This is a genomic window from Paenibacillus cookii (assembly GCF_018333375.1).
Taxonomy (GTDB): Bacteria; Bacillota; Bacilli; order Paenibacillales; family Paenibacillaceae; genus Paenibacillus_AQ; species Paenibacillus_AQ cookii.
Map to the genome: position 1 here is coordinate 88,530 of NZ_BORW01000008.1, position 15,298 is coordinate 103,827.

Genomic DNA, 15,298 nt, shown 5'->3' on the forward strand with positions numbered 1-15,298 from the left:
GTACACTGGGACGTGCAAACCAATAAAAGGAGTGTTGAACCATGAAGATGCAAAACATACTTAAAAAGACGGCCTTGTCGGCCGCCATGTTGTCCGCTGTTGCCGCGCCGGCGATCACCCATGCCGACAGCGCGCCAAAGCCCGAGGCACCGGCCGCAAAAATCCAGGCCACGGCGGCCGTGGTCGGCGAAAACGGCAAGCCGCAAAACATCGTCATTTCCAGATTGACCGACCCGCTTGAGCTTGCGAAACAATACGCGCCCGAAACGGTGGAGGACTGGCGGAAAACGCTTGCGCAATTCGGAAAAACGGCGCTTCCGGTCAGCGACAAGGATATCCGCATCGACAAGCTGTCCGTGGCGGTGAAAGTCGCCGAAGCCGAAGCCAAATCCGGCGATGCCGAGCCGTCCGCCCCGTTAGCGAAGGCGGTTCCTGCGGTGAAAATGATCAAAGTCATCGAAAAGGAAGCCGAGGGCGGAAAGGTTACCTTTGAAACAGTCATTCCCGCAATCCAGTTGGACGCATCGTCCAAAGATCCGAAGCCGGTTGCGGAGGATCAGGCGGAACGCGGGGCCCTTACGGTTACGATGATGGCCGCGGAAGCGAAGGAAGCGGACGCCGCTTTCCCGAAAGCATGGGCTGCGCTGGCCAAGGCTGAGGAATCCAAAGATGCGGATGCCATCCGGGCTGCGCTGGCCGACCTGCTGCAGCAGTTCAAGCAGGCCATCGCGGAGCAGGAAGCGGCGGCGAAATAAGGATCGGGAAAATCCTCTCTTCAACAACTCGGATAGATAAAACATGCTGTAACATACTCAAGGAGATCGTAAAAAACCCCTGGCTTTGCCTTCACGGCGAAGCAGGGGTTTTTGCGCGGAATGCGCCTACAATGTTGCCATCCGGGCGCAGACATTCGAAACGGCATGGCTTTGGGCGTCAGTTCACGCGGCTGTCGATCTTCGGCAGCGTTAAAGCAAACCGAGTCCGGTTCCCGCCCGTATCCAGCGCGAGACTGCCGCCGTGCTTCGCTGCCACATGCTTTGCAATCGTCAGCCCCAAGCCCGTTCCGCCGTCGCTTTTCCTCGCGGCGTCGCCGCGGACGAACGCGTCGAATACGCTGTCCCGCAATGCGTCCGGAATGCCGATGCCATTGTCGGACACTTCGATGCGCACTGTCTTGTGCCCGTCGAGGAGTAACAGCTGCACATGCGTTCCCGGCGGATTGTATTTCAGCGCGTTGGCGAGCAGGTTAGAGACGGCTCGGTACAGCAGCTTATCGTTAAAAGGCACGATCACCTCCCCCGGCGGAATATCGCACTCGAAGAGCAACTGCTTCTCTTCGAACGGATCGTAATAGTCCACCGCCATCTCGCGAAGAAATTCCGCCAGATCGAGCGCTTCCTTGATGACCGGGTAGTCCGGACTTTCCAGCTTGAAAAGCTCGAACATATCTTCAAGGAGTTCGGCCACAAGCTCCGCCTTGTCGTGGATCCGGCGGATCGTCCGAAGCTTTTTCGCCTCATCCTCGACCATGCCGAGCTGAAGGGCCTCGGCGTAGCCTTGGATTGCCGTGATCGGCGTTTTCAAATCATGCGAAATATGCATGAGCATCTGCTGCCTGCTTTCCTCCAGCAGGCGTTTATCCGACTCGGTTTGTTCCAGCTTTTCGGCCATCGCGTTAAAGCTTTCCTGAATCTGCACCAGCTCAAAGCTTGCCTTAAATCGGAGCCTTTTGTGGTACAGCCCGCCTGCCACGCTCCGTATGCCCGCCGCGATGGCGCTTAACGGATTCGTCAGCCGGACAGCGGTCAACCGGCTATATACCAAAACGTTAAACCCGAACAGGACCAGGAACAGGAGTCCTGCCTCCGCCGAAGCCTTCCAGAAAATCGCCTGGTTCTCCGTTGTTTCCACGAGAGGGGCCATCTCTATTTTTACGTTGTTTTTCGGCAGCCTGACCAAAGCGTAACGAAGTTGTCCGTCATCGTTGCGGAACGGGGCAATCGACGTATAATACGGATTTTGCTTTTCGTCGTGAAATAATCGGTTTAGTTTCTCTTCCGTGTAGGAAGAGGGTACGCCTGCTCTGCTGCCTTTGATTTCGATCACGCGCAGCCCTTCGTCGAGAATCTCCACCCAACCATGGAGCGCTAAAACAGCCTCTAACGGCATATCATCCGTATGGGGCCGAACGATTTCTCCGGCTTGCAGCGGAGATGCCCCTTGCGAAGGCATCCGCTCGCTCGTACGCTCGACGAAAAAAAGCAGAACCAGCAAAACGCTGGCCCCAACCGTCAGCGAAAAGAAAATGTAGTTCCGGAGCAGCATCCCGGACAACGTCGATTTACCTCGCATGGAGCTCCTCCCGTTTAGCAAACCGGTACCCGAGTCCCCGAACCGTTTTCAGATAAAAGGGCTCGCGCGGGGAGTCCTCGATCTTTTCGCGGAGCCTGCTGATCTGGACCATGATCGTATTGTCGTCGGCGATATACGGGTCTTCCCATACGTTTTCGAAAATTTGTTTTTTCGTATAGATTCGGCCCGGCCTGCCCATAAACAGCTTCAACAGCTTATATTCGATGGCGCTGAGCGCAACCGGCTCGCCTCGTTTGTACAGCATGCACGCCTCATGATCCAATACCAGCTCGCCGAACCGCGTTTCGGCCGGCTCGTCCTCGGCCGGCGCGGGAGCCGGAGCCGAATCGTTAAATTCATACGTTCTCCGCAGCTGCGCCTGAATGCGCGCCACAACCTCCAGCGGGCTGAACGGTTTCGTAATAAAATCGTCGGCGCCGAGACTGAGCCCCGCAATTTTATCCGTGTCCTCGCTTTTGGCCGACAACACGATCACCGGCAGTTTGGAATGCCGGCGTATCCATTGCAGCAGCTGGTAGCCGTCAAGGTGCGGCATCATGATATCGACCACGGCCAAATCGACCGCGGCCCGCGAGAACAGTTCCATCGCTTCGTGTCCGTCTTTGGCTTCGAGAACGTCAAAATGTTTTTCAAGAAAAATCTTTAACATATCCGCAATATCCGGATCGTCGTCGACAAGCAAAATCGTCTTGCGCACCATCCCACCTCCCTGTACCCGTACTGTTCGAAGCCTGTCAGCCGAATTCCTGCGTTGTAAGGTTATTTTAAGAAAAGGGAAAGCCGTCGGAAAGAAACGGTGCTTACAATTAGGCCATGCCAAACGTTTTGGCCATCGAATTGATGAGGAAGAGAGGTTGTTATATGGCGAATACGGAGCTTGAATCCACTAAACGGACGGTGAAAGGGTTGGCGTGGTTTGCCCAAATCATGACCCGGAACAAGCGTTTTGCGCCGCTTGCCCCGGGCTGGAAAGGAGCGATGATACTACTGGCCGCCCTTGTTTGCCCGATTTTTTTCATGCAGGGGTATTTTCTCATCGGGGAGCGTGGTTTGGGCGATTACTTGACCGGCGTCGTCTTGTTTATGCTCGCGGTCGCCCTTATTACCGGTGTGCTGGCAGGGCTGCTGCACTGGGCGAAGCGGATGCCGACACGTTATGTTTGGCTCGCACTGGCTTCATTCTGCCTGTTGATTGTCAGCTTCATCGGCCCGGTGCAGCTCATGTTGGCCACGGCTTTGTCGATGGTTGCCGCCTTCTCCTTGTTGGGAGCGATTCTGTTTCGATGGGTCACGGGAGCTTACCGTAAAGCCAAAACGATCGCGAAAGTGACGGCCGTATCCGCTGCGCTCGCCGCGATCGCTTTCATCGCCGTCGGCGGATGCTGGCTGGCAAGCGGCGGGAACGCGGAGTTGGCAAAACCGTACCGGCTGAAAACGATGAAACCGGCGGACCGTTACCCAGCAGCGATGGAAAATCCGGCGAAACCCGGCCCTTTTGCCGTCAAAACATTGACATACGGCAGCGCAAACAGCTATCGGAAGGAATTCAACGCAAAGGATTCGCTCGTAACCCGGCAGGTGGACGGTTCGGCCTTCGTGAAAAATTGGTCTTCGATCCGAACGCATACGTTCGGGTTCGGGCCGGAGGCGATGCCTCTGAACGGGCATGTCTGGTATCCCGACGGCGCCGGGCCATTCCCCTTGGTCGTGATCGCGCATGGCAATCATGTGGCGACCGAGTATTCGGATGTCGGATACGCATATCTTGGGAATCTGCTGGCAAGCCGCGGATTCATCGCCGTGTCGATCGACGAAAACTTCCTGAACACGTCCCCGTACGACGACTTGTTTATGCTGAATGTGCTGGAGAAAGAAAATCCGGCCCGGGGCTGGCTTATGCTGCAGCATTTGAAGGTATGGGACGGATGGAATAAAGCGAAGGGCAACCCGTTTTACGGCAAGGCGGACATGAGCCGGATCGCATTGATCGGCCATTCCCGGGGCGGAGAGGCAGTATCGGTCGCTGCGGCTTATAACAGGCTGTCCGCCTATCCGGAGAATGCCAACATCAAGTTCAGCTACAACTTCGGCATACGTTCGGTCGTATCGATTGCGGGCACGGACGGGCAATACAAGCCTGCGGGGCAACCGACTGTCCTGAAAGACGTCAATTACCTGGCTTTGCAGGGCTCGCATGACATGGATGTCAGCTCGTTCGACGGGGCGAGCCAGTTCAGCCGGATTCGCTACACGGGAAGCGGCGATTATTTCAAATCGTCGGTTTACATGCACGGAGCAAATCATGGGCAATTCAACACGGTATGGGGGCGGACCGATGGCGCGGGACTCGGCAACAAACTGTACAATATCGCGCAGCTTATCCCCCAGGAGGAACAGCTTCAGGCAGCCAAAGTGCTGATTTCCTCGTTCCTTGAGGCGACGTTGCATGAAAAGAAAGAATACGGCGCCGTCTTTCGGGATCTTGGCCATGCCCGGGAATGGCTGCCCGATACGATGTATATCAGTAATTACTGGGATTCGAAAACGGCCCTTGTCGCAAGTTTCGACGAAGACGCCGATCCCGGCACGACGACGCTGCATGGCGGACGGCTGGTTGGCGAGGGATTGAAGGAATGGAAGGAGGAGAAGGTCGAGATGAAGTTTGCCCCCGCGGAGTACGGTGCCGTAAGTCTTAGCTGGGAACGTGCGCCGGGCGCCAGACTCCCCTCCTACACAGTCGTTCTGCCTGGCGGCGAGTCCGGCATCCGGCCGAACGGCGCCATCGTCTTTTCGATGGCGGACCGGGATGACAAGAAAAAAGCTTCCGGCAAAAACGAGCTTGTCGATTTAACCATCAGGGTCGAGGACAAAAACGGCAGCCGGGCGGAATTGCCGCTGAGCAGCGCCGGCAGCCTGCTGCCGATGTTCGAAGGCAAAATCGTAAAGTGGCCGTTTGCTTCCGCTCTGCCGATCAAAGAGCCCGTGTTTCAAAACTTCGCCTTCCGGCTGGCCGATTTCAAGAAAATCAATCCAAGTTTTCAGCCGGAGCAACTGCAAAAAATCGTCTTTGCGTTCGATAAGACGGATCAAGGGACGGTGCTGATCCGGGATATCGGTATCCGGAGCGGCTCCGAATGACGATACGCGAGTTTATTTATGCATGCGGCCTTAGCCGCAAGCGAAGTTTTACAGTAAACTAGTAGATAGCTATGTATCAACCGGCATTGGGCGTCGATGCGTAACGAATAGGAACCGTCGGCGGGTTGATCGATTTAGCGGAGAGAGATTGCGGGGACCAACGCCAGGCTGGCGGAGCAAGGTTATAAAAAGACATGTCGGCCGTAAAACGACGATGGTGCACGCTATACCGGGGGGATGATCGTATGAGCGGCGGTAAAACATTGATGGAAGCATTCGAGCAGGCGGCCTATCCGCTGGGCGGCCACGGGCCGCGTGATGTTCAGGTGCTCCGGCAAGCTTTTGAAGAGGTTCCGAGCTCCATGAGCAGCGATATGTACGGCAAGGGGAATGTAATCGAGGATTTTCAGGATAAAATGGCGTCCTATCTCGGCAAGGAGGCTGCGGTATTTTTTCCGAGCGGGACGATGGCCCAGCAAATCGCGCTTCGCATCTGGTGCGACGAAAAAGGGCTCAAACGCGTGGCCTACCATCCGCTTTGCCATTTGGAAATCCACGAGCAGGACGGAATGAAGGAGCTGCATCATATTGAGGCGGTTCTGCTTGCGGACAAAGAACGGTTGATCACGCTGGACGACGTGCGGCAGATGGAAGGCGAGATATCCTGTCTGCTCCTGGAGCTGCCGCAGCGCGAAATCGGCGGCCAGCTGCCGCCGTACGGGGAGCTTGAGGCGATCTCCGCCTATTGCCGGGAAAAAGGAATCCGGCTGCATTTGGACGGGGCGAGATTGTTCGAGATTACCCCTTACTACAATAAATCGGCTGCGGAAATTTGCGCGCTGTTCGACAGCGTGTACGTATCCTTTTATAAAGGAATCGGCGGGATCGCGGGAGCGATTTTGGCGGGAGACGCCTCGTTTACGGAGCAATCGAAAATTTGGAAGAGACGCCACGGCGGCGATCTGATCAGCCTGTATCCGTATATCGTCAGCTCGGAATACTATTTCGACCGGCGGATCGGCAGCATGGCGCGGTATTACGGGGAAGCCAAGGAGCTTGCGGCTCTGTTCAACGCCTGCGAAGGCGTGTCTACCCGGCCGGAAGTGCCGGTATCGAACATGTTCCATGTGCATTTCAGGCTCCCGGAGGAGAAGATCGCCCCGATCCTGGCAAATATCACCGAAACGACGGGCGTCGGGTTATCCTCCTGGCTGCGCGGAACGGAAGCGGGGTCGTGCTTTTTTGAGATCAGCATCGGGGACCGGTATGCAAACGTGCCGAAGGAGAAAATCCAGGAGGCCTTCCGCTTGTTGGGAGAGCTGATGGAAGAAGCAGTGAATTAGTTTAGCGTAAATTTTGGGCAGCCTTGGACAATGGCGACCGGGGCTGCTTGCTTTGTTCAGTAAAGAAAATAATCCCAAAATAAAATAAATTAGGTATATAGGAATAAATTATGTAACTATTGTAGGTTTAATAGTGTTCTATTAAGTAGAAACAACAGTAGTATCGTTAAAAAATGGAGGTGAAAATTCTATAAAGCAGTATTGTTCGAATATAGGAAAAAGCCAATGAAGGAGATGAATACCATGAAGAAAGGAATAGCGAGTTTTCTTCTTGCAGCAGTACTCATGATAACCTTAAGCTTTCCAGTACAGGCGCAAAGTATTGATGATGGAGAAGTTATTGCTAAGGGTGTAGCTTTGCCAATCCCTACCTTTAATCAGCTTTATGGCACACCTTCAAGTTCAGACAATGCAATTACTAATTTAGATAAGAATGTAACCGCTAACATCCATGATATTCAGCTTCAAGATGCTAATCTTAGCTTTAAAGCTGAAATAAACTACAATAACCAAGTTAAAGAATTGGATGCTACCGGCAAACTTTTCAAAGGCTACAAGCAAGAAGATTCAATCAATAGCATAGTGGGGGATATTGAAGATAAAGGGAACCATTTTGGTATTCTTTTATTCGAAATCTATAACGACAAAGCCCCTGATAAAGTAATTACAAATGACAACTTGGCGGAAACGCCACATTTAAAACTTTACTTGACGGACCAAGAAGATAATGTCATCCTTCTCGAAATGGAGCTACCTGAACAATTAGCGCATGTAACCGTCACAAACGACGAAGCAATCGATACAACAAAGGATTTCTTCTGGTTTATCAACGTTATTAAACCCTATGAGAAACGTAATATTCCTACAGATGATAAGATGAAGAAAATGCTGGGGGTAAATCCAACTGAGGTGTCACCTACGGCTGTGGGCTATTTTAGCGATTGGACCCACAGCACCACATATTATCAGTCATTTTATATTGGTTCCGACTTTGTACAAACGTATTCTTTGCCATATGGTTCATGGAAGGCCTTGGATGTTACCAACCAGTCGACTTGGACAAACAGTTTTAAAATAGCTGAGCATACAACGGTTAATGGGGTAACAAACCGAAGTATCGATAATCCGTTCAGATATCGGAATGTCAAACTGTCCACCGGTGTTGGAGCGAAGTCGACGATCGTTTTTGCAATGACTGATGGTAGATTAAGCAGTTATGCAACAGGGTCATCGCTAACACTTAAAATTGCAGAAAAATTATGGTCTACTGCATTACCGGCTGCTCCATCAATAAGTGATATAAAGGGGTGGATCAATGCGATCGTGGATGCAGGAACCGATAAAACCGTTACGCTAGGATCTTCCAACATAAAATTAAATTCAAACCCTACAGTTGTAGAGGGGGCGAATTCCAAAAACTATGATATGTATCGATATACGGATATTAACGGTGCAAATACAGGTCATAATATGGTTCTTCAGACAACTGTACAGTATGACAGCACTACAGGAACTTCTGCAACGGCTAATGGTGTTATGAAAGTAAAGTGGGACGTATATTATGGGGCTACGGGTTCGCTATATGATTCAAGTAGTAAAGATATTTCTTTCACTTATAGCGTGAAGCCTTAAGGGGATAATAGATGAAAACGGCGGTGTATTATTGCCGCCGTTTTTGTTGATTCACGATGCAGCGACCTGTTGTATAGAATATTAAAACGGCTATGGTATTCAGATGGAAACTTCGTTATGTTTTGTATGTATAACAAGTGAACAAACCACCGATCCGAGGTGAATGAAATGAAACTCACGTACCGGACGCTCCGACATTTTACTCCCCACTTCGTCATGTTGGCGGCGATCATCATCCTGTCCATTTTCTCCATCACGCAGTACAGGGCCAAGTTCATGTATGAACAACATATTTCCGCCGGGTTGGAGAAGGATATGAAGCTGCTTGAGACGACGATTCGAAGCGATGACGCATTGTACCGAGAGATTTTAAAAAATGGAACGATGACGAAGGAACAAGTCCATGCCCTTATGACGAACCATGAAAAAATAAACCATATTATTCTGGATTACCGGGAGTTCGCGGTCCGATTCAAATTCAGGCATGAAGACTATACGTACGACAAAAGCTCATTAACCGCCATTCAAATTGCGCGTCTTTTTTATGATTGGAAGCTTGAAAATGATTCGCTCGGTTCAGCAAATAAACCGATCATCGAGCAGCTGCAAGCGCTGAATGCGGTATGGCTTTCCGCGGCTCCCTCCGAGGAAACGTCATTTCGTCTTTCAGATCCATCTTGGCTGTCGATGCTCGACCGGATCGAAACGGGGACACTTGATTTTCTTAAGCAGCATAATCTGAATACATTGGAAGACATTTGGCTTCACCGCACGGAAGTTCATTAATAAAGCCCCGTCCTTCGGACGCGGGTTTCTATGGTTTATCCACGGCGGCATCCTTTGAAAGCGTTTACAGTTTATCGAATGTCAAGTAATATATCAAACAAATGCCGGAATATTCCATGATGTTATCCGATGAAAATTAAAACGCTTAAAGCGGGGTGACCATGTGAAACAATGGCTGGGGAGATCGCTGAAGCATAAGCTTTCACTGCTGATGATCATGACCACGCTCGTCCCTCTTTTTCTCATGATGAAAAACATCGGCCTGCTCGATACCTACGGCGCCTTGATCCTGCCGTACACGGCGTTCGAGCTGCCGATCACGGTGTTTTTGGCGATCGGGTTTATGGCGTCCATACCGCGCGAGATCGAGGAAGCCGCCATGATCGACGGAAGCGGCTGGTGGCGGATATTCGGCCGGATCATTTTCCCGCTGTGCACGCCGATCGTCGCCACGATCTCCATCCTCGCCTTTTTAAGGTTTTGGAACGATTTTTCCTTCGCGCTCGTGTTCATCAATTCGCAGTCGCTCAAAACGCTGCCGCTCAGCCTGTCCCTGTTCTCCGACGGCTTCGGCACGGATTACGGCCTGACGATGGGCGCGATGGCGATCGCGGTCATTCCGACCATCGTGATCTATTTAGTGATGCAGGAGCGGATCATGAAAGGCATGGTAGCGGGTTCGATCAAGGTTTGACCGGGTTTGGAGATTCTGCGCAAGTGGTATATAGTGATACCTGATTAAAGGCTAAAAGAGCCCGGGAGGTATCTGCAATGAACGAAATTCACACCGAAACCGCCACGCTTGCCATGGGCTGTTTCTGGGGGCCGGAGGCGCTTTTCGGCGCCTTGCCCGGCGTCGTCCGGACCAGAACGGGTTATGCCGGGGGAACGGCGAGCGACCCGACATACCGCCATATGGGCGACCATACCGAGACCGTCGAGGTAGATTTCGACCCGGCGGTTTTGGCGTACGACGACATATTGCGCGTATTCTGGAACGGCCACCGCCCGGAAAATATCAACAGTTATAAAGGAAGACAATACCAATCGATGCTGCTGTACCGGAGTCCGGAACAAAAGGACGCGATCGAACGGGTGCTGGAAGAACGGCGCGTTTCGGGGAAGGGGGAGCCGGCGACGGAAATACGCCCGTTTTCCGTTTTTTATGCAGCAGAAGAGAGGCACCAGAAATATTATTTGAAGCGGTACCCGCATGCGGTGGAACGACTGCTGACGCTGTATGGCTCCATCGCCGAGATGGACCGCTCGACGCTGGCGGCTAGGCTGAACGGCCTGGCCAAAGGTTATGCCAACCGATCCGGCGTACTGGAGGACATCAGCCGCTGGCCGTTGCCGGAAGAGGAACGGGAGCGCATCGCGGCCTGCGTCGGAAGCATTCGCTGGTAGCCCGCTTTTACAGCACTTCCCGCAGCAGCGTTTGCAGTCCCCGTTCGATTTCCTTTTCCGTTAAGCCGGCGAAACCCAGCAGAAGCTGGACGCGGCCATCGTTTTTGGGCGTTTCATAGAACATGGAGGCTTTGTACACTTTCAAGCGGCGGTCGGCCGCTTTTTTGATGAGCTCGTCTTCCGTCAGGTCCGTTTGGATCGTCAGAATGACATGCAGCCCCATGGTTGTGTCGTTGACTTGGACGAAAGGGGGAGCGTAATTCCGCACGGCTTCCCTGATCTTCGCCATCTTGCTTTTGTAGATGCTGCGCATTTTTTTGATGTGGGCTCCGAAATGACCTTCCTCCATAAAATAATGCAGCGTCCGCTGGTGGATGCCCGAAGCGCAAGGCTCGAACAGCAGCTTTTTTTTCTCATAATGCGGCAAAAGCGCGTTCGGCAAAATCAGGTACCCGATACGAACCGACGGCAGCAGCGCTTTGGAGAAGGTTCCCACGTAAATCACCCGCTCGTTGTCGTTCAAGCTGAACATGGCCGGAATCGGCTTTTGTTTATAGCGAAATTCGCTGTCATAATCGTCTTCGATCAGATAGCCGTCTTTCTCCTCGGCCCAATTCAGGAGCGCCAGCCGATGTTGGATCGGCATGATCATCCCCAGCGGAAACTGGTGGGAAGGCGTGACGTACAACAGCCTGCTCCCGACCTGACGGAGACTTTCGAGATGCACGCCGTTCGGGCCGACGGGGACGGGTTCGATCCGGTAAGACAGCTCGCGAAACACGTCTTTCGCTCCCGCGTACCCCGGCTCTTCGAAGCCGATGGAATCAAAGGTTCCGCCCAAAATCGCGCCCAGCAAATACATCAGCTGCTGCGTGCTGCTGCCGACGATGATTTGCTCGGGGGTTGCCCGGACGCCGCGGGATTGAAACAGATAGGCTGCAATGGATTGCCTGAGCAGAAGATCCCCCTGACGGTCCCCGTAAGTGTAGATGGAGGAATCTTTTAACGCGCGGTTGGACAGGAGCCGCCATTTTTCGATGGGGAAATGTTCCGGATCCACGGCCCCGAGGCGAAAATCGATCCGATCCGCCGGAGCTTCCTCCTCCGTCTGCGAGCGGACTTGTCGAAGGTCGGGCGGCAGGGCTTGGCTTAGCGGCAGCGGCTCCACGTAATAGCCCTTTTTGTTTTCGCTGCGGACATAACCTTCGGCAAGGAGCTGCTCGTATGCAAGCTGCGTCGTGTTGCGGCTCAGGTTTAGCGAAGCGGCCAGATTCCGGATGGAAGGCAGACGGGCGTCGGGAAGCAGCCGGCCCTGCATGATTTCGTTTTTCAAATGCCGATACACCTGGACGTACCGGGGAACCGGGCTGTCGGGGTCGATGTGGAAAATCAGCTCTTGCATAAAGCGTTGCACCTCATCTGTCATTTTTGAAAAGTATAAACTATACCTTTTTGAAATGACAATTGTCGGGTATGGTAGGTCTATACTTGAACAATGAACGAGGGGTGCATGGAACTGCTGTGGTGGAGTAGCGTCATGTTGGGCCTGTCGGTAGCGATTCCGGTTGGACCCATCACGATCGAGATGATTCGGCAAGGATTAAAAAAGGGCTTTTTCCATGGCTGGAGCGTGGGACTCGGCGGGATGACGGTGGATGTGCTTTTGATGATCCTCCTGTATTGCGGCGCATCGGCGTTTTTGACGGCTCCGGTCATTCAGCAAGCGATGTGGATCGTCGGGGCGGTCTTTTTGTTTGTTGTCGGATACGGCAGCATCAAGGAAGCATCGGCTTTTCATGCCGGCGGAGAAGGAGCGTCCCCTGACAAAACCTGGTTATCTTCCTACGGGAACGGTTTTATGGTCGCCGTATCGCCGGGGAATATCGTGTTCTGGCTGAGCGTATTCGGCACGCTGCTGGCCGACAGGCTGGGAAGCACGGGGCAAGCCCATTTCTGGACCATGGCCGCGGGCGTCATTTGCGGCATTGCGATCCATGACGTGGTTTTGATGCTGCTTGTGACGCATGCGCGGAGGCTGATCGACGGGAAGTGGATGAAGCGGGTTTCGATTGGCGCGGGCCTGGCGTTGATGTATTTCGGGGGCATGTTCGTTTGGCGGTTTGTGCAGTCCCTGCAGCTGTAGTTTTGAACAAGAGGCTTCCGGCCCCAAGAAGGGCGGAGCCTTTTTGCGTTTCGCCGGGATGCTCGCGCCAATCTCCGTCGGACCGCAGCAAGCGGCTGCATGAACGAGGCGAACGCCAAGCTGCAGATGATTATGATACAATTCAACGAAATCAGATACATATTCCGGATACGATTTTCATCTTCGGAACGGAATGGTATGATGGTTATGCCAATTTTCACCTACACTATTCAAAAATCCTCACGAGCCCTTGAGCTCGATCATACCGGTTTTCTGCTCCCGATGTGACATTTTTCTGCTTGCAGCAATGCTCTCCCAACGTTCTTCTACTGAATCCCAGCAACGTTTCCGAAGTCTCCATCATAATTGAAAACGCTAACATAGAGGAGAGACAAGCTTGGTTTTCCCGACTTTTTAGCGGATCTACATTCCAGCCCGCAAACGGAATCGGCGTTTCTTCCTTCGTTTATGCAGGTCAGGCCGGGTTTTTCCGTGGTTTTGCCGTGCCGACATGGTTACTTACATCCCTTTGACATAAAGCCAGGAGTTTAAGGAAAAGGAGGTGGCCGGAGCAAATTCAGGACGGTTCGACCGGAAGCATGAGAAGCAGGAGTTAAACCAATGAAGGAGGCGTATCGATGAGAAATGCATGTTCCCCGAAAAGCAAGCTGATTCGCAAATTTTTGCCGCTGCTGATGATGGTGGTGCTCGTCGTCGGATTGGCGCCGTCCATCGCCGCAGCGGCCGACCGCGGGGCTTGGGCGCCCAATGTCGCTTATGCGGTTAATGATACGGTGACGTATAGCGGAAGCACGTACAAAGCCATCCAGCCGCATACTTCCTTGGTCGGCTGGGAACCGCCGAACGTGCCGGCGCTGTGGCAGTTTGTGGCCGGAGGCGGGGGAGGAGGCACGACGGATACCCAGGCGCCGACGATGCCGACGAACCTTGCCGTCACGGGCACGACATCCTCAAGCGTGTCCCTATCCTGGACGGCCTCGACCGATAATGTCGGCGTCACGGGCTACGATGTTTATCAGGGCACGTCGAAGGTCATGACGGTTGCGGGCACGACGGCGACGGTGACCGGCTTGTCGGCAAGCACGGCTTATACGTTCCGGGTTGCCGCCAAAGACGCCGCCGGCAACGTATCCCCGCAAAGCGCCGCGGTGACGGCAACGACGCAAAGCGGCAGCGGCGGCGGAGGCGGTCAGCTTCCGAAGCATGTGCTTACCGGTTACTGGCATAATTTCATCAACGGATCTTCCAATTTGAAGCTGGGCGACGTGCCGGACCAATACGATATCATCGTGCTGGCTTTTGCCGATATGGACCCTTCCAAGCCCGGGGGCGTTACGTTTAACGTGGATTCCTCGCTGTCGAACGCCCTCGGCGGATATACCAACGCCGACCTGATCAACGACATCCAGGCGAAACACGCGAAAGGCAAAAAGGTCATCATCTCCATCGGCGGGGAAAAAGGAAACGTCAATCTTGGCAGCGCATCGCCGAACATCGCCAACTTCGTCGACAGCATGTCCAACATCATCACGACGTACGGCCTTGACGGGATCGATATCGATTTGGAGAACGGCATGAACGTGGCCAACCTGACCACGGCCGTCAAGCAGCTGCAGCAGCGGTTCGGCTCCGGTTTTATTTTGACGATGGCACCGCAGACGATCGATATGCAGAGCCCGAATACGACTTATATGCAGCTGTATAACAACTTGAAGGACATCACGACCGTCATTAACGTTCAGTATTACAATTCGGGCTGCATGCTGGGCCGGGACGGCAAATGTTATTCCCAGGGCACGGTCGATTTCCTGACGGCGCTCTCCGATCTGTCCCTCCAGTGGGTGGCCCCGTCGCAGCTCGGCATCGGGGTGCCCGCCGTTCCGGCTGCCGCGGGCGGCGGCTATGTATCCCCGTCCGTCGTCAACAATGCGCTTAACTGTCTGGCGACCGGCACGGGCTGCGGAAGCTACAAACCCGTCGCAAAATACCCCGACATCCGCGGCGCCATGACGTGGTCGATCAACTGGGATAAAACGAGCAATTACAACTTCGCGGGCACGGTGAAGCCATTCCTCGTTTCCATGCCCTAGTTCCTTTTCCGACAACCCTCGGCCGCACAGGCCGGGGGTTGCGGCATGAGGAAGATACAAATCAACGAAATAAGATACTTATCCCGAAACCGATTTTCGCGCTGGAACCGGGGTGGTATGATGAGGCTGCAACGATCTTCATTCGCGATCCGCAGAACTTCCCCGGAGAACAGCTTATACGCCGCGTAATGCTGCGCCGCCTGCCATAAGACGGCCGATCCCGTTTTTCCTTGACAAATCTTTATGGCGGTTTTGCATATTTCCTAACGGGCAATCACCATTGCCGAAGTGACTTCAACGAAAAATCTCAAAACTTTTTGCTTGCTGCAGTTTTCCCGTCGGGCCGGCCCGATAGGGAACATACC

Annotated in this window: 11 protein-coding genes and 1 pseudogene; 9 read left to right on the forward strand and 3 right to left on the reverse strand. The window is 53.4% G+C overall.

All coding sequences use genetic code 11. The features are described 5' to 3' along the window. Positions 1-41: 41 nt before the first annotated feature. Positions 42-755 (forward strand): hypothetical protein, encoded by a 714-nt coding sequence (locus KI367_RS10300; protein ID WP_212949437.1) that lies wholly within the window; start codon positions 42-44, stop codon positions 753-755. 178 nt (positions 756-933) lie between these two features. On the opposite strand, the gene KI367_RS10305 is transcribed toward KI367_RS10300, so the two are convergent. Further along, complete coding sequence (locus KI367_RS10305) at positions 934-2,352, reverse strand: sensor histidine kinase (RefSeq protein WP_212949438.1); 1,419 nt, start codon at positions 2,350-2,352, stop codon at positions 934-936. Further along, positions 2,342-3,070 (reverse strand): response regulator transcription factor, encoded by a 729-nt coding sequence (locus tag KI367_RS10310; RefSeq protein WP_036715623.1) that lies wholly within the window; start codon positions 3,068-3,070, stop codon positions 2,342-2,344. Before KI367_RS10310 ends, KI367_RS10305 begins: the two co-directional genes overlap by 11 nt. A gap of 164 nt (positions 3,071-3,234) precedes the next feature. Between KI367_RS10310 and KI367_RS10315 the strand changes: the two genes are divergently transcribed. From KI367_RS10315 to msrA, 6 genes and pseudogenes are all read left to right on the forward strand, one after another. Then, positions 3,235-5,511 carry a Yip1 family protein gene (locus KI367_RS10315; RefSeq protein WP_212949440.1) on the forward strand — a complete coding sequence of 759 codons (2,277 nt, stop codon included), beginning with the start codon at positions 3,235-3,237 and terminating at the stop codon, positions 5,509-5,511. Between the two features lie 245 nt (positions 5,512-5,756). Beyond that, a complete protein-coding gene (locus KI367_RS10320) occupies positions 5,757-6,854 on the forward strand; it encodes a threonine aldolase family protein (RefSeq protein WP_212949442.1) in 1,098 nt (365 codons plus the stop codon). A 243-nt stretch (positions 6,855-7,097) separates the two neighbouring features. Continuing rightward, positions 7,098-8,486: a hypothetical protein gene (locus tag KI367_RS10325; RefSeq protein WP_212949443.1), complete on the forward strand. Its 1,389-nt coding sequence runs from the start codon at positions 7,098-7,100 to the stop codon at positions 8,484-8,486. A 168-nt stretch (positions 8,487-8,654) separates the two neighbouring features. After that, entirely contained in the window at positions 8,655-9,272 is a 618-nt protein-coding gene (locus tag KI367_RS10330) for a hypothetical protein (RefSeq protein ID WP_036715160.1), read from the forward strand. Positions 9,273-9,450: 178 nt separating this feature from the next. Further along, positions 9,451-9,966 (forward strand): annotated as a pseudogene (locus KI367_RS10335) (carbohydrate ABC transporter permease); the annotation flags it as partial. A gap of 77 nt (positions 9,967-10,043) precedes the next feature. Continuing rightward, complete coding sequence (msrA, locus tag KI367_RS10340) at positions 10,044-10,679, forward strand: peptide-methionine (S)-S-oxide reductase MsrA (protein ID WP_036715159.1); 636 nt, start codon at positions 10,044-10,046, stop codon at positions 10,677-10,679. 7 nt (positions 10,680-10,686) lie between these two features. On the opposite strand, the gene pdxR is transcribed toward msrA, so the two are convergent. Beyond that, positions 10,687-12,081 carry a MocR-like pyridoxine biosynthesis transcription factor PdxR gene (gene pdxR, locus KI367_RS10345; protein WP_212949445.1) on the reverse strand — a complete coding sequence of 465 codons (1,395 nt, stop codon included), beginning with the start codon at positions 12,079-12,081 and terminating at the stop codon, positions 10,687-10,689. A 108-nt stretch (positions 12,082-12,189) separates the two neighbouring features. Between pdxR and KI367_RS10350 the strand changes: the two genes are divergently transcribed. Continuing rightward, positions 12,190-12,822, forward strand: coding sequence for a LysE family translocator (locus tag KI367_RS10350; RefSeq protein ID WP_036715158.1), 633 nt, complete (start codon positions 12,190-12,192; stop codon positions 12,820-12,822). A 638-nt stretch (positions 12,823-13,460) separates the two neighbouring features. Further along, positions 13,461-14,933, forward strand: a complete 1,473-nt coding sequence (locus KI367_RS10355) for a chitinase (protein WP_212949447.1) — start codon at positions 13,461-13,463, stop codon at positions 14,931-14,933. The last annotated feature ends 365 nt before the right edge of the window (positions 14,934-15,298 follow it).